This window comes from Sporosarcina sp. SG10008 (genome assembly GCF_044569405.1).
GTDB classification, from domain to species: Bacteria; Bacillota; Bacilli; order Bacillales_A; family Planococcaceae; genus Sporosarcina; species Sporosarcina psychrophila.
The window spans coordinates 4,151,906-4,175,479 of the sequence record NZ_CP172607.1; the positions used below are offsets into that span (position 1 = coordinate 4,151,906).

23 protein-coding genes and 1 riboswitch are annotated in these 23,574 nt (G+C 41.1%); of the genes, 15 read left to right on the forward strand and 8 right to left on the reverse strand.

Annotated features, from left to right (window positions below; genetic code table 11):
* Positions 1-121: 121 nt before the first annotated feature.
* The 3 genes from ACGLYD_RS19495 to ACGLYD_RS19505 all read left to right on the forward strand — a co-directional run bounded on the left by ACGLYD_RS19495 (position 122) and on the right by ACGLYD_RS19505 (position 2,927).
* Positions 122-604 (forward strand): hypothetical protein, encoded by a 483-nt coding sequence (locus ACGLYD_RS19495; RefSeq protein ID WP_399629984.1) that lies wholly within the window; start codon positions 122-124, stop codon positions 602-604.
* 126 nt (positions 605-730) lie between these two features.
* Positions 731-1,567, forward strand: a complete 837-nt coding sequence (locus tag ACGLYD_RS19500) for a class I SAM-dependent methyltransferase (protein WP_399629987.1) — start codon at positions 731-733, stop codon at positions 1,565-1,567.
* Between the two features lie 94 nt (positions 1,568-1,661).
* Positions 1,662-2,927: an MFS transporter gene (locus tag ACGLYD_RS19505; protein ID WP_187046309.1), complete on the forward strand. Its 1,266-nt coding sequence runs from the start codon at positions 1,662-1,664 to the stop codon at positions 2,925-2,927.
* A gap of 56 nt (positions 2,928-2,983) precedes the next feature.
* On the opposite strand, the gene ACGLYD_RS19510 is transcribed toward ACGLYD_RS19505, so the two are convergent.
* Positions 2,984-3,616: a CBS domain-containing protein gene (locus tag ACGLYD_RS19510; protein ID WP_354313441.1), complete on the reverse strand. Its 633-nt coding sequence runs from the start codon at positions 3,614-3,616 to the stop codon at positions 2,984-2,986.
* A 242-nt stretch (positions 3,617-3,858) separates the two neighbouring features.
* Between ACGLYD_RS19510 and ACGLYD_RS19515 the strand changes: the two genes are divergently transcribed.
* Both ACGLYD_RS19515 and ACGLYD_RS19520 read left to right on the forward strand, forming a co-directional pair.
* Complete coding sequence (locus tag ACGLYD_RS19515; RefSeq protein WP_399629991.1) at positions 3,859-4,503, forward strand: LytTR family DNA-binding domain-containing protein; 645 nt, start codon at positions 3,859-3,861, stop codon at positions 4,501-4,503.
* A 131-nt stretch (positions 4,504-4,634) separates the two neighbouring features.
* Positions 4,635-6,149 (forward strand): acetyl-CoA hydrolase/transferase family protein, encoded by a 1,515-nt coding sequence (locus tag ACGLYD_RS19520; protein WP_399629994.1) that lies wholly within the window; start codon positions 4,635-4,637, stop codon positions 6,147-6,149.
* A gap of 378 nt (positions 6,150-6,527) precedes the next feature.
* Here ACGLYD_RS19520 and ACGLYD_RS19525 read toward each other — a convergent pair whose 3' ends face one another.
* The 4 genes from ACGLYD_RS19525 to ACGLYD_RS19540 all read right to left on the reverse strand — a co-directional run bounded on the left by ACGLYD_RS19525 (position 6,528) and on the right by ACGLYD_RS19540 (position 10,396).
* Positions 6,528-7,727, reverse strand: coding sequence for a M20 family metallopeptidase (locus ACGLYD_RS19525; RefSeq protein ID WP_399629997.1), 1,200 nt, complete (start codon positions 7,725-7,727; stop codon positions 6,528-6,530).
* A 20-nt stretch (positions 7,728-7,747) separates the two neighbouring features.
* On the reverse strand, positions 7,748-8,608 hold the full coding sequence (locus tag ACGLYD_RS19530) for a MetQ/NlpA family ABC transporter substrate-binding protein (RefSeq protein ID WP_399630000.1): 861 nt from the start codon (positions 8,606-8,608) through the stop codon (positions 7,748-7,750).
* Positions 8,609-8,718: 110 nt separating this feature from the next.
* Complete coding sequence (locus ACGLYD_RS19535) at positions 8,719-9,381, reverse strand: methionine ABC transporter permease (protein ID WP_067204226.1); 663 nt, start codon at positions 9,379-9,381, stop codon at positions 8,719-8,721.
* A complete protein-coding gene (locus ACGLYD_RS19540; RefSeq protein WP_399630004.1) occupies positions 9,371-10,396 on the reverse strand; it encodes a methionine ABC transporter ATP-binding protein in 1,026 nt (341 codons plus the stop codon). Before ACGLYD_RS19540 ends, ACGLYD_RS19535 begins: the two co-directional genes overlap by 11 nt.
* A 178-nt stretch (positions 10,397-10,574) precedes the next feature.
* Positions 10,575-10,686: riboswitch (SAM riboswitch) on the reverse strand.
* A 165-nt stretch (positions 10,687-10,851) separates the two neighbouring features.
* Here ACGLYD_RS19540 and ACGLYD_RS19545 point away from each other — a divergent pair.
* The 5 genes from ACGLYD_RS19545 (at position 10,852) to ACGLYD_RS19565 (ending at position 15,804) form a co-directional block, all read left to right on the forward strand.
* Positions 10,852-11,559: a sulfite exporter TauE/SafE family protein gene (locus ACGLYD_RS19545; protein WP_399630006.1), complete on the forward strand. Its 708-nt coding sequence runs from the start codon at positions 10,852-10,854 to the stop codon at positions 11,557-11,559.
* Positions 11,560-11,590: 31 nt separating this feature from the next.
* Entirely contained in the window at positions 11,591-12,208 is a 618-nt protein-coding gene (locus ACGLYD_RS19550; RefSeq protein WP_399630009.1) for an NAD(P)-dependent oxidoreductase, read from the forward strand.
* A 261-nt stretch (positions 12,209-12,469) separates the two neighbouring features.
* Entirely contained in the window at positions 12,470-13,030 is a 561-nt protein-coding gene (locus tag ACGLYD_RS19555; protein ID WP_399630012.1) for a DUF4358 domain-containing protein, read from the forward strand.
* Positions 13,031-13,249: 219 nt separating this feature from the next.
* Positions 13,250-14,659 (forward strand): MBOAT family O-acyltransferase, encoded by a 1,410-nt coding sequence (locus ACGLYD_RS19560; protein ID WP_399630015.1) that lies wholly within the window; start codon positions 13,250-13,252, stop codon positions 14,657-14,659.
* An 11-nt stretch (positions 14,660-14,670) separates the two neighbouring features.
* Positions 14,671-15,804 carry a DHHW family protein gene (locus ACGLYD_RS19565; RefSeq protein WP_399630017.1) on the forward strand — a complete coding sequence of 378 codons (1,134 nt, stop codon included), beginning with the start codon at positions 14,671-14,673 and terminating at the stop codon, positions 15,802-15,804.
* Between the two features lie 168 nt (positions 15,805-15,972).
* Here ACGLYD_RS19565 and ACGLYD_RS19570 read toward each other — a convergent pair whose 3' ends face one another.
* Positions 15,973-16,344 (reverse strand): VOC family protein, encoded by a 372-nt coding sequence (locus tag ACGLYD_RS19570; protein WP_399630020.1) that lies wholly within the window; start codon positions 16,342-16,344, stop codon positions 15,973-15,975.
* An 80-nt stretch (positions 16,345-16,424) separates the two neighbouring features.
* Here ACGLYD_RS19570 and ACGLYD_RS19575 point away from each other — a divergent pair, with 80 nt between their 5' ends.
* Positions 16,425-17,108: a GNAT family N-acetyltransferase gene (locus ACGLYD_RS19575; protein WP_399630022.1), complete on the forward strand. Its 684-nt coding sequence runs from the start codon at positions 16,425-16,427 to the stop codon at positions 17,106-17,108.
* Between the two features lie 71 nt (positions 17,109-17,179).
* Here ACGLYD_RS19575 and mgtE read toward each other — a convergent pair whose 3' ends face one another.
* The gene (gene mgtE / locus ACGLYD_RS19580) at positions 17,180-18,538 is read right to left on the reverse strand and encodes a magnesium transporter (RefSeq protein ID WP_156475934.1); all 1,359 of its coding nucleotides are present in this window, start codon (positions 18,536-18,538) and stop codon (positions 17,180-17,182) included.
* A 154-nt stretch (positions 18,539-18,692) separates the two neighbouring features.
* Between mgtE and dacB the strand changes: the two genes are divergently transcribed.
* The 4 genes from dacB to ACGLYD_RS19600 all read left to right on the forward strand — a co-directional run bounded on the left by dacB (position 18,693) and on the right by ACGLYD_RS19600 (position 22,663).
* Positions 18,693-20,255, forward strand: a complete 1,563-nt coding sequence (dacB, locus tag ACGLYD_RS19585) for a D-alanyl-D-alanine carboxypeptidase/D-alanyl-D-alanine-endopeptidase (RefSeq protein WP_399630026.1) — start codon at positions 18,693-18,695, stop codon at positions 20,253-20,255.
* 133 nt (positions 20,256-20,388) lie between these two features.
* Positions 20,389-21,216: a transporter substrate-binding domain-containing protein gene (locus tag ACGLYD_RS19590; RefSeq protein ID WP_187046322.1), complete on the forward strand. Its 828-nt coding sequence runs from the start codon at positions 20,389-20,391 to the stop codon at positions 21,214-21,216.
* 40 nt (positions 21,217-21,256) lie between these two features.
* Positions 21,257-21,925, forward strand: coding sequence for an amino acid ABC transporter permease (locus ACGLYD_RS19595; protein ID WP_067204259.1), 669 nt, complete (start codon positions 21,257-21,259; stop codon positions 21,923-21,925).
* Between the two features lie 12 nt (positions 21,926-21,937).
* Positions 21,938-22,663, forward strand: coding sequence for an amino acid ABC transporter ATP-binding protein (locus ACGLYD_RS19600; protein WP_067204261.1), 726 nt, complete (start codon positions 21,938-21,940; stop codon positions 22,661-22,663).
* A 61-nt stretch (positions 22,664-22,724) separates the two neighbouring features.
* On the opposite strand, the gene rluF is transcribed toward ACGLYD_RS19600, so the two are convergent.
* On the reverse strand, positions 22,725-23,429 hold the full coding sequence (rluF, locus tag ACGLYD_RS19605) for a 23S rRNA pseudouridine(2604) synthase RluF (RefSeq protein ID WP_067204263.1): 705 nt from the start codon (positions 23,427-23,429) through the stop codon (positions 22,725-22,727).
* Positions 23,430-23,574: the final 145 nt, after the last annotated feature.

Sequence of the window (23,574 nt, forward strand, 5' to 3'; positions counted from 1 at the left end):
GTAATGGGAAATTGATTGAATACATAAGAAATAAACTTACTCGATCTTTTATGCACTCTATATGTTGAACAAATGTATACCTGCATAAAGAAAGCGAGGGCATCTTAAAAGGATTTAAACGATGAAAGTGGAAAAGTTTAATTCAATAACTTTGAGGGAGGAAGTTACTTTGAAGAAAATAATCATGTTATTAATAGTAATACTGGTTTTAACAGCTTGTGCAAAAAGGGTTAGCAATGATTATAAATTTAAAGGAGAAAGTGAACACTGGGAAGCCGAATATGTTTATAGGGGAACGGAAATTTGGAAGAAAGATAACGGCGATAGAACGTACTCCAACGAAGATAACTATCAATTTTTATTGAAATACAAAGGATCTTTAGAAGAATTGTCTTCAATAAGGAAACTTGAATACGCTCATAAAACGAATTCTAGTGGCGGGGAAACGACGAAAGAATTTGATGGGCCCCCTGAAGAGCTATTATTTACAGCTAGCGGGGCTTCAGAAGGCGGAACAAAAATAAACGAAGATGAAGTTATACAAGTAAATGTAAAATGGGGTGACCTTGAAGAGTCATTCGAATTGCATAATAAAAGTAAGTAACCTTGTTTGGGTACTTGGTACTTGCATAAAAAAGGGGAAATAGGGGGTTTTGGCGAAAAGAAGTTTTAGAAAGGTATTTGGGTGGGGATTGTGGGCTCAAATACTTACATAAAATGAGGTGTGTATATGAAAGATCACGTGATTACAAACATTGTAGAATGTATGGCTTCCAGTGAAGAGGTTCAACGAATTCAGACAGAGCATCGTCTTAAGCTCATTGAGTCCTGGGGAATAAAAGAAGGAAGTAGTGTTTTAGAAATCGGTTGTGGACAGGGGGATACGACGGCTGCGTTAGCTTATATCGTCGGAGAACAAGGATTTGTTCTCGGGATAGATATTGCATCTCCAGATTATGGAGCCCCGATAACTGTAGGTGATTCTGCTCGTTATTTACAGCAGTCTAAGTTAGGAAAGCAGCTTAAAATGGAATTTAACGTTGATGTTTTATCAGCAGAGGTAGATTTTCCTGAAAAAAGTTTTGACTATATTGTTTTCTCACATTGTTCCTGGTACTTAAAATCATTTGAGGAACTCGAGGGGATTTTAAAGAAGGTTAGAAAATGGGGCAAGACCTTATGTTTTGCTGAATGGGATTCAAGAATTCAAATGATTGAGCAATACCCTCATTTCTTGGCCGTGCTTATTCAATCCCAGTATGAGTGCTTCAAAGAAAGCAGTCTTTCAAATGTACGTACCTTATTTACACCAATGGATATAAAGCGTGTTGTCGAAAATGCAGGCTGGACAATTGTAAATGAGCAATCCGTTCATTCTCCTAAGCTACAAGATGCGGAATGGGAAATTGCGATGACCGTAGCTGATTACAAAGAGGAGATTAATAACCTTGTTGATCTGCCTGGAAAACTAAAATCACTAATTCAATCTGAAGTGATTTTGTTAGAAGAAGCGCAAAAGAATCATGCGATTAAACCGATGTCAACCTACGTATTTATCGCAGAATAGTGAAGTTGTACGATTGTAAAGTTTTGATTTTTCATTATTTTTCAACACCCCTTATTGTACACTGTAAGTAGGGAGTGAGAGGGGGAATGAGGGCGTGAAGAAGTACAGTAAAGAGGAGAACAGTTGGATTTTCTATGACTGGGCAAACTCGGCATATTCGATTATTATCACGACTGCGGTGTTTCCGCTTTATTATAAGGCGGTGGCGACGGATGCAGGCGTGAGTATGTCGAATTCAACTGCTTATTTGGGGTATACAGTTGCTATTGCAACATTCATACTCGCGATGATTGGACCTCTTTTAGGAACGATTGCCGATTATGAAGGATTAAAGAAGAAGTTCTTTCTATTCTTTTTCCTTATGGGGACAGCTGCGACACTTTCATTGGCATTCGTACCGGGCGGTAACTGGTTATGGTTATTGATCATCTACACCATCACAGCCGTTGGTTTTCATGGGGCAAATATATTTTACGATGCATTTTTAGTGGACGTTACACCAGAGGAGCGAATGAACAAGATATCGGCAAGGGGCTTCGGGTTGGGCTATATCGGGAGCACGATTCCGTTCATTATCAGTATTGCTATTATTCTTTTAGCTGGTAAAGAGATTATTCCACTTACGACGTCAACCGCAAGTAGGATAGCCTTTGTCATTACAGCGATTTGGTGGTTTGTGTTCACAATTCCGATGGTCAAAAATGTTCATCAGATCCATGGTATTAAGCGTGAACCAAATTTATTGGCAAGTAGTTTCAGACGTCTTGGCGGTACATTTAAAGAAATCCGCAAATACCGGACAGTTTTTTTATTTTTATTGGCTTATTTCTTTTATATAGACGGAGTTGGAACAATTATTTCAATGTCCACGGCTTACGGATCGGATTTAGGGATTAGCGCAGAAAACCTTCTTATTATCTTGTTTGTCACGCAGGTTGTGGCGGCGCCATTCGCAATTCTTTACGGCAAATTGGCGCAGAAGTTTACCGGGAAAAAGATGTTATACGTGGGAATCTGTGTTTATATCATTGTGTGTATTTATGCGTTTTTCATGAAAACAACGATGGACTTCTGGATCTTGGCGATGCTTGTTGCAACGTCACAAGGCGGCATTCAAGCATTGAGTCGTTCATATTTTGCAAGGCTTGTACCAAAAGAAAAGTCGAATGAGTTTTTCGGCTTCTATAATATTTTCGGCAAATTTGCGTCCGTCATGGGGCCTTTACTGGTAGCAGTGACTGCCCAGATGACTGGAAGCTCTGCATACGGGGTATTCAGCCTGATAATCCTGTTCATTATCGGAATCATTATTCTCTCACGTGTTCCTGAACCAGATGTAAAGATAACAACGACATATTAAAATTGAAAAGCGTTGCACACATTGTAGGATGTGTGCAACGCTTTTCGATTTGTCTCTCAATCAACTTTATCAATTTTATCAACTTGCAGAATTCTGAAACCGCCTTTTTCAAGTTTTTCGGTTAGTTTATCGATTTCTGCATCAGTCTTTCCGCTTTCAAGTGTGATAACTACTCTTCGAGCAAGAACGGAGCCATTATCCAGCGTGAACATGCCTTCAATATTTTCACCGCGTAACGTTTTCGTCAGTTTTTCAATCATACCTTTAGCTTCAGTTGAAGATAGCGTAAGATTGATGCCCCCCGTTTTTAATCCGAAGGCATCTTCCAACACACTTTCAACACTATTATGCGTTAATATCCCAACGAGTTTCTCGTTTTCTACAACGCTTAAAAAAGGTAGTGACTTAATTTTGATGAGTGCACTTAAAAAAGAGGAACGTTCTGTTATGAATGTATGTTGATGCTTCAACAAATGGTCGATTTTTGAATTCTCATCCCCATTGTCTTCGTACAGATATTCTATCAAGTGAACTTTATAAATCATACCTTTATAGAAGTCTTCGCTGTCAACAACGGGAATACATCTATATCCACTCGCATTGATTTGATCCAGCACTTCTCTCACGGTTTGATCGATCTTCACTGTGGCAACTTCAAGTCGCTCTAAAAGTAGGTCTCTTACATGCATGCTTGTTCCTCCTCGTTATTTCATTTTTGTTATTATCACAATTTTTAGTCTATGATAGTATTTATTATAATCAAGATATAGGAAGTTGTACAATTAATTATACAACAAATCTTGTTAATCCCAGTATACATAGACTCCAAAGGGGGGTTCCATATTTTTTGCCAATCAATTGCACGAACTTCTAGTATAATAGAAAAAACGCAAAAGAATAAATCGTGAAATGAGTAAAAGGGGTAATAAAAATGGAGAATTTAAGTCTCAGTGCGCTGTTAGATGTCATTGGGGAAGTGTTTTCAGATGAAATCTCTATAGTGGTGTCGAATACGGAGGAGTACCTCTATTATCTGCCCAGCAAGCGGGTTGATTTAAAAATTAGGCCGGGGGATCCCGTGAAGGAAGGCACGATCGCACAGAAGGCTATTTCCCAGAAACAAAAAGTGTCGGAGTTCATCAACCGTGATGTGTTTGGTATCCCTTATCATGGGATGGCGGTTCCGTTTTATCATGACGGGGAACTAGAGGGGTGTGTAACTGCGATTTACCCCGTGTATACGGATGGGAAATCTGTCGTTACCGTAAAGACACATGATGGATGGATTCCTGTTCCTTTCGCAAGCGTAAAATATGTTGAGGTGAAAGACCGGAAAACATATGTGATGGCGGAGGGTTTTTCAGGAACTCATAAAAATACGTTACAAGAGTTTGAATATTTATTGCCGCGAGAGTCATTTGTACGATGCCATCGCTCCTTTATCGTTAATGTTCATCACATCAAGGGAATTTACCCTGATACGCACTCGACTTTTGTCTTGGAAATGGATAATGGAACAAGAATTCCAGTTAGCCAATCCTATTCCAGTTACTTTCGTAAACTTTTAGGGTTTTAACTTGATTCGTGCTGCTTTAATCATGTATTTTAGTGCTTCACCGGATAATTCCTTGTCCAACGCCTAATTCCTCATTCATGTAAGTGCTTAAGTTAAAATTAACTAAAAGTTATGAATTGAGGCGTCTATGGATGGAAAATCATATGGATCGAATTAAAAATGTTCAATTGAGAGACGTTGTTGTCTCACCGACAGAGGCGGCGTCTTGGATTGAAGACGGTATGACGCTAGGGTTAAGTGGATTTACACGTGCGGGTGACGCAAAAGCGGTTCCACTGGCATTGGTGAAACGTGCGGAAACCGAAACGTTCAAAGTGAATGTGTTTACGGGTGCATCGTTAGGGTCTGATATCGATCGACTGTTTGCTGAAGCTGATATTATACATAAAAGATTACCATTCCAAGCAGATCCAACGATGCGGAAAAAGATTAATAACGGCGATCTTCTATTTGTGGATCATCATTTGTCGCATACCGCGGAACTTATTCGTGCTGAAGTTGTCGAGCCAATTGACTTTGCGATTTTGGAAGCGGTTTCAATAACGGAAGACGGAATGATTATTCCAACGACCTCGGTCGGTAACTCATTGACGTTCGCGCAACATGCAAAAGCAATTATTATTGAAATTAATATGGCGCAGTCTACGCAATTGGAAGGGCTGCATGATTTATACGATCCGGGTAAACAGGGTGAAAGGTCGCCGATTCAGTTAATGAAAGTAGATGACCGGATTGGTACGATTGGCATTCCTATTGACATGAAAAAGGTAAAAGGAATCGTCTTCACAGATCAACTGGATTCTCCTTCTACGATTGTAGCGCCTGATCAAGAAACAGAAATTATGGCAGAGCATTTATTAACGTTCCTTCGTACTGAGATTCAAGCAGGTCGGTTAACTGAACGTCTAGCACCATTACAGTCAGGAATTGGATCAGTAGCGAATGCAGTTCTTCACGGAATGATCAACTCAGAGTTCAAGGATTTAGAAGTGTATTCAGAAGTACTGCAGGATTCCGTGTTTGATTTGATTGATGCAGGAAAAGTACGTTTCGCATCTTGTGCTTCAATTACATTATCTGAAGAGAAGATGGATCAGGTCTTTAATAACTTTGAAAAGTATCGAGACAAGCTTATCATGCGCTCGCAGGAAATTTCGAACCATCCGGAGATTATCCGTCGTCTCGGCTTAATATCCATCAATACAGCACTTGAACTCGATATCTACGGCAACGTCAATTCGACGCATGTTTCAGGGACGAAGATGATGAACGGTATCGGCGGATCAGGTGATTTTGCCCGCAATGCACGCCTTGCTATTTTCGTTACGAAGTCAACGGCAAAAGGCGGTAACATTTCAAGTATCGTCCCGTTCGTTTCACATGTGGACCACACAGAGCATGATGTCGACATTATTGTTACAGAGCAAGGCTATGCAGATTTACGCGGACTTGCCCCAAGGGAACGTGTGGAGCTCATAATCGAACGTTGCGCACACCCGATGTACCGCGAGCAACTTCGCGCTTATTACGAAGAGGCGCTTAAAAGAGGCGGTCATACGCCACATGTCTTGGAAAAAGCATTTTCATGGCATGCGAATTTGGCGAAGAACGGAACAATGCGAGAGCTTGTTGAAGAGTTGGTATAATAAACAAATAGAAAAAGGGTTACCTGATTGAGGTAACCCTTTTTCTGTTTTTATGGTGGGGGGTTATTTGATAACATTAAGGAGCGAGCATATAAGCTTGATAGACCGAGCATATAAGCTTGCTAACCAATCATATAGCGTACGACCCGAGCATATAGCGTGTGAACCAATCATATAGACTTGCCACCCGATCATATATCGTACGAACCGATCATATAAGCTTGCCACCCAATCATATAGCGTGTAAACCGAGCATATAGAGTGAGAGACCGAGCATATAAGCTTGCTAACCAATCATATATCGTGCGGCCCGAGCATAATAGCATGAGAGACCGAACCATATCCCCCCGGCGAACGGATCAATACATCACACTGCTGTTATACTTTTGCTGCAAGTGCTCTTTCAAATTCCTCTTTCACGCGATGAAGAAGTTCGGCATCCGTTAGCAGCCTATACCCCGTAGACGCAAGTGCTTTCGCTCCTGTAATCAATGCTTGGTTGCCAAGCTCCGATTTTGCAGCTTCCCTGAATTCAACCGTATGGGCAATCAAGTCATCTGGCCCGATTTTAATGTATGGATGTGCAGTTGGAACTACATAGCTAATGTTGCCCGCATCCGTCGAACCTTTGCCTTTCCGTTTTTCGGTATGGACGACTTCACCAAGTGTTTCAAGTTCCACGTGTAACGTTTCATCCAATACGGAATTCAGAACGAGGTCTTTCACTTCGTTTTGGAAACGTTCAATTTTAACGGTTGCACCCGTTGCAAGGGCGGCGCCTTCAGCAATATTCCGGACTTTGTCAGAAGTCTCGACTGTTTTCTGCCAAGATTCCGCACGGATGTAAAAACGTGCAGATGCGTATTCGGGAATAATATTGGGTGCATCGCCGCCGTGTGTAATAATACCGTGGATGCGGACCTCAGAAGGCAGCTGCTGACGCAAGGCATTAATGCCGTTGAACAGTTGGATGACAGCGTCCAGCGCATTGATACCTTGTTCAGGAGAACCTGATGCGTGAGCTGGTTTTCCGTAAAAATGAAAATCGAGTGGGTCCACAGCGAGTGATTCACCTGTTGTAGCTGTCTTTCCAGATGGATGGATCATGAGCGCAACATCTACGTCCTTTAAATAACCGTGTCTAACGAAGCTGCCTTTTGCGCTGCCATTCGGACCGCCTTCTTCAGCTGGTGTGCCTAAAACGACAACGCGGCCGCCCGTTTCAGGAAGCGCTTCGGCAAGTGCAATCCCCGCTGCAACACTTGTTGTTCCAATAATATTATGTCCGCATGCATGTCCTAACCCAGGAAGTGCATCATATTCAGCAAGGTAAGCGATTGTCGGACCTTCTTTTCCACTGTCTTTCACAGCATAAAACGATGTTTCATGACCAGCAACCGCTGTTTTTACTTCAAACCCTGCATCTTCCAACAGCGCAACATGTTTAGCACTTGCATACACTTCTTCGTTTCCGATTTCCGGGTTTGCATGAATTTCCTGACTCGTTTGAATATATAAGTTATGGTTCTGTTCAATTGAATGGAATAATATGTTCGTCTTTTCATTTACAATGCTCATTATGAATGCCCCCAGTTCAATTATTTTTTTAGGTCTTCAAAGACGGTATCAATCTCTTCCTGCGTTAACTTAATAAGATATGATCCGCCTTTTGTATCTTCTTCGATAGCTTTTTCAATATCTTCTTCTTGATATAACTCAACGATGCGTTTGAATGTTTTATTGTTTTTTTCTTTCCCGCTTGCTACGATTAAATTTACATATGGGTAAATACTCTCATCGTCACTTGATTCTCTAAAGAGTGGATCCTCTCCTGGTGAAAATCCTGCTTGTCCAGCAATTCCGTTGTTAATAATCGCGGCAGTCACATCTGGCAATATACGAGGTGTTTGTTGAGCAACCATAGGAATGATTTCTAGGTTCAATGGATTTTCAGTGATTTTTGTCGGATCACCAAACAATCCAAAGTCATCTGAAAGTGAAATTAAATCAGCACTTTCTAGTAGGCGTAGCGCACGTGCTTGGTTCGAAGGGTCATCTGGAATCGCAATTTTGTCGCCTTCTTTGATTTCAGAAATATCCTTGATTTTTTCAGAGTAAACGCCAAGTGGTGCAAACATCGTCGAGCCAATTGGAACAAGTTCATTTTTACTTTCTTTTACATATTGGGATAGGAACGAGAAATGTTGGAATGCATTTAAGTCGATATCGCCTTGTGCAAGTGCATTATTTGGCAATGTATAATCTGCGAATTCGACAAGTTCGATTTCAATGCCTTCTTTTGCCGCTTTTTCTTTCAGCAATGGCCATTGGACACCATCTGCACCGTTGACACCAATTTTCACTTTGACTGTATCACTATTTCCGCTTTCTTTACCGCCGCAAGCAGCGAGTACAATAGCAGTTAATACTGCTAAACTTACTAACCATAATTTCCTCATTTAATTCGTCTCCTTTTAGTTGAATGATTGTATTTTTTAAAGATTATTAAGTATAAGATTCTTTGACCTGGAACAGTGTCTAGCTCCAGGCATCTTGCACTTTTCCCAGATTACCGACGCATGATTTTTTTAGAAAGTGTATTGCCAAGCCATTGTGCCAATTGCACCATGATGATTAAAATGACGACCGTAACGAGCATGACACTACCGTCGAACCGTTGATAACCGTATGTCATCGCGACATGTCCAAGACCTCCGCCGCCAACTGTTCCGGCAACTGCCGAGAAATCGATAAGACTGACGGAAACGAAGGTAAGTCCTAAAATAAGTGGACCCAATGCTTCTGGTATCAAAACCGTGAAGATAATCCGAAGAGGGCTTGCACCCATTGCCTGTGCTGCTTCAATAACGCCAGGATCAATGCTGACCAAGTTATTTTCAACAACTCGGGCAATGACGAATGTTGCAACAATTGTCATCGGAAAAATGGCTGCTGCGGTTCCGATTGTTGTCCCGACAACTAATCTTGTCAGTTGTGAAATGGCTACTAAGAAGATGATGAACGGAACAGGCCGAACGATGTTAATGACTATATTTAATATTTGAGAAACAAGTTTGTTTTCCAAAATATTATTTTGCCTAGTGACAAATAATAGCAGGCCAATTGCAATTCCAAAAATGGAACCAAAAACGAGAGTGGCGATTACCATGATCAGTGTTTCGCCGGTTGCTTCTACAATCCGGGGCCAAAATGTAAGCCAATCAACGTTCATCTTTTAGGACCTCCTCTATGTCTACAATTAATTCAAGTTCTTTTAATACATGGCTTACAGCATCCGTTTCTCCTTCAAATGAAACAAGTAGATTGCCAAAAAATCGTTCCTGTAATTCTCGAACTGAACCGTAAACGATGTTGAAATCAACATCGTGTTTACGTGTAACTTTTGAAAGAACAGGATCACTTGCAATATCTCCTTTGAAAATAACTCGATATAACTTGGTACCACCTTTTGATTGCCACTCATTAATCAGTTTTTCTGAAGGTAGATCCTGCTGCACGGATTGGATGAATCGTTGTGTTGTCGAATGTTGAGGATCAGTAAATGTTTCAAAAACATCACCCGTTTCGATTACTTCTCCATTTTCCATGACCGCTACTTTATCGCAAATTGTTTGAATAACATGCATTTCATGTGTGATAAGGAGGATTGTAATACCCAAATCCTTATTCACCTTTTTCAACAACCGCAGTATATCGGCGGTCGTATCAGGATCTAGTGCAGATGTGGCTTCATCACAGATAAGGATGTCTGGTGAAGTGGCGAGTGCTCTGGCTATACCTACGCGTTGCTTTTGGCCTCCTGATAGTTGGTCCGGATAATCTTTAGCTTTATCGGCCAGGCCAACGAAGTCCAATAATTCCTCGACGCGTTCAGCAATTGCTTTTTTTTGCATTCCGGCAAGTTTCAAAGGATACGAGATGTTTCCTGCAACTGTCCGTGAGTTCAGCAAGTTGAAGTTCTGAAAAATCATGCCGATGTTACGACGTTGCGTCCGTAAATCTTTTGAGGATAATGTACTGACGTCGATGTCTCGGATGAAAACAGAGCCTGAAGTCGGGCGTTCAAGCATATTTACTAACCGTAGCAATGTGCTTTTTCCAGCGCCGCTAAAACCGATGATGCCGAAAATTTCACCTTTTTCAACGAAAAGAGAAACATCTTTTACCGCATGTACCTCACGCTTCCCAAGGGCGAACGTCTTGGATGCATTTTTAAATTCAATCATGTATTGACCCCCTAAGTACTTCGTTAATTCTGTGCGGACAACGGATGCAACTAGCAAAATGACTTGTGACCCCGAGCATCTGGCCGCTGAAGCTAGACAGTTGTAAGAACGAAAAAAATCCCTCTTTTTCTTAAAATAGATAAGAAAAAGAGGGATTCTAATAAAAGAAGCCATCTCGTTCTCATCTTCCAAACGCATACGCGTCTGTAGGAGTTGGCACAGTGTTCATTGGTCATGAACCTGTTGCCGAGATGTCATAGGGCCTGTCCCTCGATCTCTCTGGATAAGAAAGTGATGTAGTGCTATTCGATTGTTGCAAGAATTGAATCTAACTCTAGTGTGCAAATTAGGGAAAGTCAATGAATTTACTAAAGTAAAATAATTCAGATTACTAATAGTCGTAAACAATTTCAGAATTCTGATACACTTAAAGTGATAGAGAAAGCGGTGTTAGAATGACAATTTTCATATTTATTAGCATTATACTTTTTGCGTCCATTTTACAGACAAGTACAGGATTTGGTTTTTCGATCATGGCGACACCTTTTCTACTCATGATTTTTAATCCGATGGAGGCCATTCAGATAAACCTAGTTTTGTCGCTTGTTATTTCAAGCGCACTTATTGCTAAAATACGTAAAGATGTGGATACAGACCTATTAAAAAAGTTAATAATCGGGAGCTTATCTGGACTGCCCATTGGTATCATTTTGTTCATTTCGGCGGATATCAACAAATTGAAAACGGGCATAGGCATTGTTCTTCTTTTGCTAACACTGCTGCTTGTCCTGAACCTTCGAATTAAGAGAACTAAACGTGGGGACTTTGTTGTTGGCGGATTATCCGGTACATTGACGACAGGAATTGGCATGCCAGGTCCGCCGCTTTTGCTCTACTTTGCAGGAACGGCTATGCAAAAAGAAACATTACGTGCAACGACACTCGCGTTTTATTTATTCATCTATTCCGTTAGTCTACTCATTCAAGTGCTTTTTGTTGGTACAAATAAGGGTATCTGGACCTCAATCGGAATGGCACTGCCGCTAGTATTTGCTGGATTGTATCTAGGACAACTACTATTCCGTCATATCAGTCAAAAGACCTTCCGGATCTTCACATATGGCATTTTACTATTTACGGGCATTTATTTATTAATAAAATGAGAAAGTAATTTATAGAATGGAGATGGTTCTTATGAAAATTGCATTGTTTGGGGCAACAGGGCGTGTGGGTGGGGAAGTCCTAAAATTAGCATTGGTAGAAGGGCATGAAGTGACGGCACTCGTCCGTTCACCTGAGAAATTGGCGCCACATGATAGGTTGACGATTATCCAAGGTGATGTCCGTGATGTTGTAGCAGTTTCGGATGCCGTTGCTGGAATGGACGTTGTATTCAGTTCGCTAGGTACAGACCAGACAACAACGTTGACTGAGGCAGTTCCTCATATGATAAGAGCGATGGAGGATATAGGAATTAATCGGCTTGTCACAATTGGGACAGCAGGCATCTTGCAAAGTAAGATTGATCCCGAAAAACTGCGTTATGAAGCTGGAGATACAAATCGCCGGCTAACTTTTGCGGCGGAGGAGCACCATAAAGTGTATAACATGCTGCGTCAATCGGGGCTTGAGTGGACAATTGTCTGCCCTACTTATTTACCGGATGGTGTTGCGGTGGGTGACTACAGAACTGAGCGCGATTTGTTGCCAGAGGACGGTAAACAAATATCCGTTGGCGACACAGCTGCTTTTGCTTACGGTGAACTACTGCAAGGCGATAATATCGGATTTCGTGTAGGAATTTCATATTAGTAAACAGAGTAGTACTGTCGTTGACAGTGCTATTTTTGTACGTAAAATAAAAAAATGCTTTGCTGGCCACAATAGTAACAATGTTTCATGTGAAACACTTCGTTGTTAACCCCATAGTAACGGGCAGAATCCCCCATCCCGATTGAAGTTTCACTTTATAATCGAGTTCCAAAAAATGGCTGAAACGAAAATAAAGATCATCCGTCAAATCAGTTAGCAGCCAAAGTAACTGCTAGTTGAAAAGTTGGGGAGGAATTTTTTATGAAAAAAAAGTTTGGAATGCTTATATGTGCAATGGTTATCTTTACGATGGTGGGTTGTTCGGGATCAGGATTAAATGACGGCATAAAGGACGAAGTTTCCGTCAAAGACATAATGGAAAGTATTAAGGGGCAAGTTATACAAGATATAAAAGATGCAGGATTCGACGATGGACAAACTGATGAGGAAATTCTTCAAAATTATGTGGAGACGAATTTAGTAAATGCTAAAACAGAGGATTCAATGACACAAATATTTATGGAGCGAACAGAACTTGATAAAGAGTTACTAGCAGAAGGTTTGATGTTCAACTCTATGTTTAATATCAATTCGGATGAAATAATTGTCTTGAAAGCGAAGAATGAGAAGGACGCAGAATCATTGAAAGCCTCGTTGCAAAAAGAATTAGATGCACAAATACAAACATGGGAACAATATCTTCCTGATCAATATGAAAAAGTGAAAAACAATGTGTTAAAAACGACAGGTGATTTTGTTCTATACGTTACGTATGGCAATGTAGATGCAGTAGAGCAGATTTTTGATGAAAAAGTAAAGTGAATTCTAAAGGTGCTTATTTCGCGACTTTAGAAGCCTCTAGCGGATGTCACGGATTTTGAAGGAATCTAAAGTTAGCCACGTCCTGCGTCAACGTTTGCATGCCTGTATCCTGTAGGCACATGCTCAATTCAAGATTCGGACTAAAACACAGGCTGAGGCGTATTTGAAGGGCGCTGAATAAGCGCCTTTCTACATAGCAAAAGCTAGGAGAGTGATTGTGTGGTATTCAGTAGCTTATTATTTCTATTTTTCTTTTTACCAACTACATTACTCCTTTATTTTTGCGGTTCTAGAAAGATGAAAAATGGCATTCTCCTTATCGTTAGTCTTATCTTTTATGCATGGGGAGAACCTGTTTATATATTTTTAATGATTTTTTCGGCTATTACAGATTATTTTCACGGGTTATTTATTCAAAAATACAGGTTAACTGCGCCGCTTAAAGCGAAGCTCGGATTACTTTCATCTATTGTTATTAATCTAAGTTTATTGTCTTTTTTCAAGTATGCAGACTTCCTAATTGAAAACATCAATAATTTATTCGGCATGAATGTAAATGCCTTGGACCTTCCATTACCGATTGGCTTATCTTTTTACACATTTCAAACAATGTCGTATGCAATCGACGTGTATCGTGGACGGGTGAAAGCACAACAAAATCCGTTGACGCTTGCGCTATACGTTTGTTTATTTCCACAGCTTATTGCAGGACCTATCGTACGATACGAAATTATTGAACATGAACTTAAAAACAGACGTGTTACGCTTAATCAATTTTCAGAAGGTGTGAAGATTTTTCTTATCGGGCTTGGTAAGAAGGTGTTGCTCGCCAATAACATAGGATTTTTATGGAGTGAAATTCAGCAGCAAAGTCCTGCTGAATTGTCAGTATTATCGGCTTGGATGGGGATTGCAGCATTTGGTTTGCAACTGTATTTCGATTTTAGCGGTTATTCTGATATGGCCATTGGCCTCGGGAAAATGTTCGGTTTTAATTTTCCGCAAAATTTCAATTATCCGTTTGTTTCCCGCAGTATCTCGGATTTTTGGCGAAGGTGGCATATGACGCTTGGCGGTTGGTTCCGGGACTATGTGTATATACCTCTAGGCGGGAGTAGAAAAGGTAAATACAGGCTCTATCTAAATTTATTCATCGTTTGGGGTCTGACCGGATTATGGCATGGGGCTGCATGGAATTTCGTGGCTTGGGGTCTTTACTTTGGTGTATTGATTGCGATTGAAAAGGCAGGGTTACTGGTGCTACTCGAAAAAATGCACCCGATTTTCCAACACATTTACGCGTTTGTTATCATCATGATTAGTTGGGTACTATTCGTTTTTGAAGACCTCTCCATGAGTTTTACCTATTTGAAAATTATGTTTGGGTTTTCGGGACAAGCATTGGTAAATGAGCGATTCATGTACGATGCGTATACAAATGCTATTCTCTTTCTGTTAGCTTTTATTGGCTCGGTTCCAATTTTGAAAACGTTGAGGAATAAAATGACACGTTGGCATAAAGTGATTGACGAAGTTTTAATTCCTGTATTTTGTTTACTTATTCTCGTCTTGTCGACCGCTTACTTAGCGGATGATTCATACAACCCATTTCTTTATTTTCGCTTCTAGGAGGTGACACATTGTCTATTCATAAAAAGTGTTTTGTAGGTGTATTTTTGGTATTCATTTTTGGAATAGGGTTATTCAATGTGGTAGCTAGCGACCGTGCTTTCTCTGAGAGAGAAAACCGTCCATTAGCTCAAATGCCTGAATGGACATTGCCAAATTTTTATTCTGGAAAGTTAACGGCGCGTTATGAAACGTATATGTCTGATCAGTTTATTTGGAAAGATGGTTGGGTGAGGCTGAAGGCGATGTCGGAAAGGGCTTCATTGAAAAAAGAAAATAACGGGGTTTTCTTCGGCAAAGATGGATTCCTTATTGAACCATTTGAAAAACCTGGCGAACAGTTTGATAAAAACATTGAGTATGTGAAAAGGTTTGCTGCAAATGCAGAAGGTATTCAGTCGTATGTATTACTTGCACCAACTTCGATAGCGCTATATGAGGATAAACTGCCCCTTTTTGCTCAAACTTCCAGCGAAAGAGAAGCATTTGAAACCGCGAGAGAAAAGTTGGATTCCGTAATGGAGGTGATTGATGTATACGATGCGCTCAAATCGCAAAGTAACGAGCAAATCTATTTTAAAACAGATCACCATTGGACGATGCGGGGGGCATATCTAGCTTACAGAGATTCAGCGAGAGCGTTGGGGATAAAGCCATATGAAGAAGACGACTTTCGTATTAAAACGGTAGCTGAAAATTTTTTCGGAACACTCCATTCCAAGACGAATGCGATCGGTGTTGAGCCGGACAAGATTGAAGTTTATTTGCCAAAGTTTGAAACTACTCAAACAGTGACCTATGAAGACGGACGACAATCTGAATCATTATACGAATGGGATTATCTTGAGAAAAAGGATAAGTATTCGCTATTCTTGGATGGTAATCATACACTTGTAAAAATTAAAACAGGGGTCGGAAATGGCCGTAAGTTGGCGATTGTTAAAGATTCCTATGCTCATGCATTTATCCCCTTTTTAGCGAATCACTTTGAGGAAATACATGTACTAGATCTTCGATATTATCATTCGGATGTCCTTATGTATTTGAATGATCAAAACATCTCTGAAGTATTATTTTTATACAATGTTGCTAATTTTACAAAGGACCCAAATATGATTTGGTTGTCGCAAAGTACATTGAAATAAATTTTTAGTACGAATGGGATAGTTGGTAAATGCGAAGATGCCGTAGAACGAGCGATGCTTTATTAGTGGATTACGCTTGATGACAAGAAAAGGAGTTGCTTTACTCGTAATGAGTGAAGCAACTCCTTTTTTAACATGAATAATTGAGTAGTATATTTCATTAAATAGTTATACGGCTACTTCACTCATCAGCGCATGCGTATTCCCCTCGGTATCATTGAAAAACACCATCCACGTTTCTGTGGAATCCATTTTTGCGACGACATGCGGTTTATCGATAAATGAAACTCCTTTTTCTTTCATCTGACTATAGCTTTGTGTGATGTCATCTACTTGGAAATAAAGGACGGAACTTGCGTTTGTGAATTGTTCCTTTTCGGGAAGACTAAGCATAAGGCGGATGCCGTCGCAGTCGAAGAAAGCCATTGTGTCTGTGTTGAATAAAAGCGGTAGTTCAAGTAAATCTTTATAAAATAAAATAGCTCGATTAATATCTTTTGCAGGAACCCCAATTTGGCCGATACTTTTTAAACTTGTCACAAAAGTAATCCCCCTATTCAGTAATCTTTTCATTTAGTATAGCATACCAGTTTTATCCAACGAAGCGGAGGGACAAGAAGATGGATATTCTTTATAGTGGTTTGTTAAAAGATAATCATCCGTTTTATATTCGACGACTGCACCTGAAAGACCTTCATGAAATTATACATGTACAGAATGAGGTGGTTTATGTACTTGATAATCCAAGTTCGTTATCTTCATTATCCCAAAAAGAGTACGAATATATTTTGGCTGACGGCGGTAAGATGGTAGGGGTGTTTGCAGATGAACGGCTCGTCGCATTCCGTGCATTACTTGTCCCAGGAGCAGATGAAGAGCATCTCGGTTCCGACGTTGGGCTTGATTCGACGGAATTTGAGTCTGTTATTTATCAGGAGATATCGACTGTTTCGCCACGCTATCGTGGCTACCGTCTGCAAAAGATTATGGCAGACGTCTTAATGGAGCAGTTGAAAGTGGCAGACTATAAGTACGTTTGCGCAACGGTTGCTCCGTTTAACATCGCAAGTCTCAAGGACAAGTTTTCACAGCAGATGGAAATTGCCGCGCTGAAAAAGAAATATGACGGGGTGTTGCGTTACGTTTTTGTGAAACATCTTCATAAAGAGGGGGACGAATGGGAAGTGGAGCAATTCATTCCGATGCAAGATACAAAAGCTCAGCAAAAACTGCTTGAAGAAGGATGGCGAGGGACTGGGATTTCAGGAAGTACGGATGGCTGGCTTGTACGGTATTGTAAATAGTTTATCGACTTTCATGACAAGTAGAAAAGGAGCGACTTCACCCAATCGAGTAAAGTCGCATCCTCTTTGATTCACATCAATTTTGAAATGAACATTGTCGCGATTCCGAAATAAATCAAAAGCGACAATATATCATTGATGGTGGTAATAAGCGGACCCGATGCAACTGCAGGATCCACATTGAATTTGTGCAAGACGAGCGGGATGATTGTACCCGCCAGCGTTCCGATAATAAGTGTGATAAGTAAAGAGACACCAACAACAAGTCCGAGTACAAAACTACCTTGCCAAATATAAGCAATAATTGAAATGACGATGGAACAGACAATACCGATAATAATCCCGACTAATAACTCCCGAAAAATAAGTTTCAGCATTTTTTTCGTATCAAGATCCTCGGATACAAGACCGCGGACAACGACGGCGAGTGATTGTGTTCCAGTATTCCCGGTCATTCCGGCAATCATAGGCATGAAGAAGGCGAGCGCGACAACGGCTTCAAGAGTCGCTTCGAAACGGGATATGATACTTCCAGAAACAAGTCCGATGAACAGCAGTAAAATTAGCCATGGTAAACGTCTTCTGGCGGCAACTAACGGCTTCGTTCTGAAGTCAATCGCTTTTCCAGAGGCCAGTAGCATTTCAATATCTTCATTCGCTTCCCGAACGACAATATCAAGGACGTCATCTACCGTGATGATACCGAGCAGAACGCCTTCGTCATCAGTGACAGGCATTGAAACGAAATCGTAACGGCCAATAATCTTAGCAACTTCTTCTTGTTTGGTCATCACACCTACCTTGACGATATTCCGTGACATGATGTCTTCTATTTGAGCTTCGGGTTCTGCGAGCAACAGGTCTCTGTACGATGCGACACCGATAACTTTTTTGTCATCATCTAGAACGTACAGATAGTTTAGATACTCCGCAAGTGCAGCGTAACTCTTTAGTTTCTTTACTGCCCGCTCGACAGAATATGATTTATGAATCCATACGAAGCGGTTCGTCATCGCTCTTCCGGCCGTTTTTGGCGGATAATTCATGATCTGCCGGATGATGTCCATTTCTTCTTGTTTCATTTCGGCAATTAATGCATCGGCTTCTTTTTGGGGAAGTCCCGATAACAGGAAAGCAAGGTCATCATTTTTCATAAGATCCAATATATCCGTGGAGCGGGCAGGACCGATTGTTCGCAAAGCACGGAGCTGATCATCCTGTGATAAATGACGTAATAACCCGGTTAATTCATCTAACGTAAGGAATTCTAAAAATAACGGCCGATGTTTCACTGGTAAATTTTCATATTGGTTTGCAATATCGAAAGGTTTCAATTCCTTCATGATTTCATGGAATGTCTCTCTTTTTCCTTCTTTTAATATATGGATTAGCGCAGTTGCGATTCCATTCTCAGGGTCTTTATGAACCAAAATATACACCTCTCTAAAAAAATGGTGAGAGATGGATCAGAGTGCTGCCGTTTCTCTCTCTATAGCTTTATCCCCTATTTCATTCATCGGAAAACCATATTGTTTGTTTATTAAAAGGAATAATTTACTTAACTGGGCGGGAGGCGAAGATCGATTGAAAAAGAGCCAACAATTGAAGTTGATAAGCGTACTACTAGTAATTGTAATGATTGTCTTGCTGATAAACGGATTTAACGGTAAGGATAACCATTCCACCGCTCCCGACAATACGACAGTATCCGTTGCTAAAGTTGATGAACCAGTTGATAAACCAGTCGATAAACCGCAAAAAACGTATGCATTTCATGACATTGACGAAATTTTGAAAGACCCGAGATTACAAGGTGCGACGACTGTGGTAAGTATTCGTGAGGCAGCAACCGGCGAAGTTGTCTATTCCCATCTAGGAGATACGCGAGTCCACCCCGCATCCGTCATGAAATTACTGACAGGCGCTGCGGCATTTGAAACACTTGGAGAAGGGCATACGTTCAAGACTGAGTTGTATATGGATGGGCGAATAGAGAGCGGCGTGCTGCACGGCAATCTCTATTTAAGAGGAAGAGGCGATCCGACACTGACGAAGAACGACCTGAAGGCATTCGTATCCGAATTAAAAGCGAAGGGAATCAGCTCCATCGCAGGAAACGTCTACGGGGATGATACTTGGTACGATGACATTAGACTTTCCCAAGACCTAAACTGGTCTGATGAACCCTACTATACAGGTTCTCAGGTGTCCGCACTGACGTTATCTCCAAATGACGACTATGACGCAGGTACGGTCATTGTCGAAGTGAATCCTGCCAAGAAATCAGGACAGGCGGGACAAGTCGCCATGGTACCAGCAAATAACTACCTGACAGTCGTCAACAAGACTCAAACGGTAGCTAAAAAAGGCAAGAAAAGTATTACGGTTGAAAGGCAACACGGTACAAATACGTTTATCGTATCCGGGACGATTCCAGAAGGCTCAACAAAAACACGCACTTGGGCATCTGTCTGGGAACCGACAAACTACACGATTAGCATCTTCAAAAAAACAATTGAAGAACTGGGCATTACGTTTTCGACAGCTCCGAAAGTCGAGCGCAAAAAAGTGACTAAAGGGGCTACTTTACTGACGTCAAAAAATTCAATGCCACTACATGAATTGTTCATTCCCTTCATGAAATTAAGTAATAACGGACATGCTGAAGTATTAGTTAAAGAGATGGGGCGTACTATAGGTGGCGAGGGCAGTTGGGATAAGGGGCTTTCGATCATAGAAGCAACACTCTCTACTCTAGGACTTGATACAAAAAATATGCTGCTTCGCGATGGATCAGGTATGTCCCATAAAAACCTTGTCACGGCGAATGAAGTGACAAAACTGCTTTACACAGCACAGACAAAACCATGGTATCCAGCATTTTTGAATGCGCTTCCTGTAGCAGGGAATGGAGAACGGTTTGTTGGAGGAACATTGCGCAATCGTATGACAGGGACAACGGCAGCAGGCAACGTCCAAGCGAAAACGGGCGCATTGAACGGAGTCACCGCGTTGTCTGGCTACGTTACAACGAAAGATGGAGAAATACTTACTTTTTCTATTATGATTAATAACTATTTGAATGGCACGACGCCTGAAATACTAGACAAAATCGCTATTACACTTGCGAATTATCAGTCAAATTGAGCAATTTGATATGCAATAAAATGCATATTTCGTGCATATTTATGTTTAGCAGAAAAAGAATAGGGAACGAGATAGAGAGTAAGGTAAAAACCGGAAAAACATCCGGGATGATAAAAAGGGGAGAACTTTTACTATGGGGAAGTTGAAAGTACTATTTCTATTGTTAACTGTTTCGGTGTTGGTGTTATCGGCATGCGGGACAAAGAAGGATGCCGGAGCAGAAAAAAGTGACGGCGATGGAAGCTATGAACTTATGAAAAAAGGGAGTCTGACTTTTGCCGCGAGTGGTGTTTATAAGCCATTTAATTTTGAAGAAAAAGGGAAATTAACTGGTTTTGATATAGAGATTGGTGAGGCAATTGCTGACAAGATGGGGCTAGAGGCGAACCCAGTGACAAATCCCTTTGAAACAATTATGCAGGGGCTAATCGGTAAGAAGTTCGATGCAATCATTGGGTCAATGGCTTATACGAAAGAGCGTGCAAAGCAGGTGAACTTTACTGAACCTTACTATTACTCGGGCGGAATGATTTTTGTATCCGAAGATAATAAGGATATTAAGTCTGAGGATGATTTGAAAGGTAAAAAAATCGGTGTCGTGGCCCAATCTACATATGAAAAACCCGCACAAACCCTTTCGGACAATATCCAGTATTATAGCAGTGATGTAGTTGCACTAAAAGATTTGACTATAGAAGGTCGTCTCGATGCAGTTATCACAGCCGATATCGTAGGCTATGAAGCGATTGATAATGATTTTAAAATTAAGGAAGTCGGAAAGCCGCTATGGGTAGAGCAGCCATCCATCGCTGTACGACCTGACAATGATGCATTAAGGGAAGACATTGACAAAGCGCTGAAAGAAATAATTGAAGATGGTACGTATGATGAAATTTCAAAGAAATGGTTTGATCGAAATCTACTAGACCTTGATCTGGAAGGTGTGGAGCTTTTAGAATGAATGACTTCACAGACTTGACTACAGAAAGAGGGTATAACTAGTGCCAGAGATATTTATAACACTTTATGAGGTATTCATACGAACGTACCCAGGATTTTTAAAAGCTGCACTTATCACGTTGGAAATTACAGCAATTGCACTCGTGTTAGGTACTGCACTAGGTATAGTTTTTGCATTAATGAAGATATCCAAATCAAAAATTTTACAGACAATCGCAAACCTGTATATTACTTTAATCCGGGGGACTCCGCTGATTGTCCAAATCATGTTTCTCTATTACGGAATTACGAATATCGTCGTCCTTTCGAATTTCTGGGCCGGTGCAATCGCGCTAGGTATTCATAATGGTGCTTATATCGCGGAAATTTTCCGGGGCGCCATACAGGGAATCGATCGCGGGCAAGAAGAAGCAAGTCTTGCGGTTGGTATGAACCGCCGGCAAGCAATGCGGAGAATTATTTTTCCGCAAGCGCTTCGCCGTGCGATTCCGCCACTTGGAAACCAGTTCATAATTACCATGAAAGATTCATCACTTGTCTACGTTATTGGTGTTTCGGAAATGTTCGGACTGGCAAACAGGGAAGCGGCAGCATCATTCCAACCATTCGAAACATTCCTAGTCGTCGGGGTTTATTATCTCGTACTTGTACTAATCTTCTCGGCACTGCTGAAATGGTATGAGAAAAAGCTGGATGTTGACAGTATATGAGGAGGAAATTAAATGATTAAAACAAAAAACCTCCACAAGTCATTCGGCGATCTTGACGTGCTGAAAGGAATCGATCTAGATGTGGAGACCGGAGAAGTTGTTGTGCTTATCGGAGTCAGCGGATCGGGTAAAAGTACGTTGCTTCGCTGTTTGAACTTCCTTGAAATGCCCAATGAAGGTGAAATTATAATTGATGGACGACAAGTCGATCTGAAGAAAGATGACTTGTCGAATGTGCGTGCCGAAGTAGGAATGGTGTTCCAGCATTTTAACCTTTTCCCACATAAGACAGTGCTTGAAAACATCACGGAGGCACCAATCATTGTCAAAAAGATGAAGAAGGAACGCGCAGAGAAAGAGGCGCGTGTTATCTTGGAAAAAGTCGGCTTATCTGATAAAGCAGACGTCTATCCAGGTAAACTATCAGGCGGGCAAAAACAGCGTGTTGCCATTGCTCGGGCACTCGCAATGGAACCCAAAGCGCTCTTGTTCGACGAACCGACATCAGCGCTTGACCCAGAACTTGTCGGGGAAGTACTTCAAGTAATGCAGGATCTCGCCAATGAGGGTATGACGATGGTCGTTGTCACCCATGAAATGAAGTTTGCAAAAGAAGTTGCCGACCGAATTGTTATGCTGGACGAAGGCTGTATCATTGAAAATACAGATCCGCATACATTTTTCAACCATTCGACCAACGAACGGACACGCCAATTTTTAGAGATGGTTGACGTATAAGGCAGTGAATAAAAAAGATATCCAACACCGGTGTTAGTAGGTGCGGGATATCTTTTTTATATTAGCGTTTCGGTTCATAATTCAACATCTTGAACATTTCCGACAGTTCCTCGTCGGTCAAGTCACGCCACTGACCATTCGGCAAGTCACCAAGATGGATGTTCATAATGCGCGTACGTTGTAATTTTCGAACATTATAACCAAGTGCGGAACACATGCGGCGGATTTGGCGGTTTAAGCCTTGCGTCAATGTCATGTTGAATTTACGTGGTCCTAGTTGTTTTACTTTACATGGTTTTGTTACCGTATCTAAAATCGGGACGCCTGACTCCATCTGTCTGATGAATTCCTTCGTGATTGGTTGGTCGACAGTGACGATATATTCTTTTTCATGGCCATTTTCTTCGCGCAAGATTTCATTGACGATATCGCCGTCATTTGTCAGAAGAAGAAGTCCATCTGAGTCTTTGTCGAGTCGACCGATATGGAAAACACGTAGCGGATGATTGACGAAGTCGACGACATTACCTTTAATATGGCGTTCCGTCGTGCTAGTAATGCCAACGGGTTTATTGAGGGCAAGATAAACGAGTTGCTCTTCCGTCTTCACTAGTTTTCCATCAGCATGGACTTCGTCGCCATCTTCGACTTTACTGCCGAGCTCGGCAAGTTGCCCGTTAATCGTAATGCGTCCATCTTCTATCCATTTATCCGCGCCACGACGGGAAACAATCCCGGCTTCGCTTAAATACTTATTAATTCTCATGTATGTCATCCTATCTAAGAAAGTTCTTTCTTCTATTGTAGCGCGTCTACGGAAAATGTTCAAAACCGTGGAGTTGGTATTAGAAGTGCAGAGTTGCTATTAGAATCAAGAAGTTGACATTAGAAGTTCGAAGTTGCAATTAAAA

Bases quoted from the DNA above. Each gene is read 5' to 3' on its own strand.
- ACGLYD_RS19495 (WP_399629984.1), top strand. From the start codon at position 122: ATGAAAGTGGAAAAGTTTAATTCAATAACTTTGAGGGAGGAAGTTACT.
- ACGLYD_RS19500 (WP_399629987.1), top strand. From the start codon at position 731: ATGAAAGATCACGTGATTACAAACATTGTAGAATGTATGGCTTCCAGT.
- ACGLYD_RS19510 (WP_354313441.1), bottom strand. From the start codon at position 3,616: ATGCATGTAAGAGACCTACTTTTAGAGCGACTTGAAGTTGCCACAGTG.
- ACGLYD_RS19515 (WP_399629991.1), top strand. From the start codon at position 3,859: ATGGAGAATTTAAGTCTCAGTGCGCTGTTAGATGTCATTGGGGAAGTG.
- ACGLYD_RS19520 (WP_399629994.1), top strand. From the start codon at position 4,635: ATGGAAAATCATATGGATCGAATTAAAAATGTTCAATTGAGAGACGTT.
- ACGLYD_RS19525 (WP_399629997.1), bottom strand. From the start codon at position 7,727: ATGAGCATTGTAAATGAAAAGACGAACATATTATTCCATTCAATTGAA.
- ACGLYD_RS19530 (WP_399630000.1), bottom strand. From the start codon at position 8,608: ATGAGGAAATTATGGTTAGTAAGTTTAGCAGTATTAACTGCTATTGTA.
- ACGLYD_RS19535 (WP_067204226.1), bottom strand. From the start codon at position 9,381: ATGAACGTTGATTGGCTTACATTTTGGCCCCGGATTGTAGAAGCAACC.
- ACGLYD_RS19540 (WP_399630004.1), bottom strand. From the start codon at position 10,396: ATGATTGAATTTAAAAATGCATCCAAGACGTTCGCCCTTGGGAAGCGT.
- ACGLYD_RS19545 (WP_399630006.1), top strand. From the start codon at position 10,852: ATGACAATTTTCATATTTATTAGCATTATACTTTTTGCGTCCATTTTA.
- ACGLYD_RS19550 (WP_399630009.1), top strand. From the start codon at position 11,591: ATGAAAATTGCATTGTTTGGGGCAACAGGGCGTGTGGGTGGGGAAGTC.
- ACGLYD_RS19555 (WP_399630012.1), top strand. From the start codon at position 12,470: ATGAAAAAAAAGTTTGGAATGCTTATATGTGCAATGGTTATCTTTACG.
- ACGLYD_RS19575 (WP_399630022.1), top strand. From the start codon at position 16,425: ATGGATATTCTTTATAGTGGTTTGTTAAAAGATAATCATCCGTTTTAT.
- ACGLYD_RS19590 (WP_187046322.1), top strand. From the start codon at position 20,389: ATGGGGAAGTTGAAAGTACTATTTCTATTGTTAACTGTTTCGGTGTTG.
- ACGLYD_RS19600 (WP_067204261.1), top strand. From the start codon at position 21,938: ATGATTAAAACAAAAAACCTCCACAAGTCATTCGGCGATCTTGACGTG.
- rluF (WP_067204263.1), bottom strand. From the start codon at position 23,429: ATGAGAATTAATAAGTATTTAAGCGAAGCCGGGATTGTTTCCCGTCGT.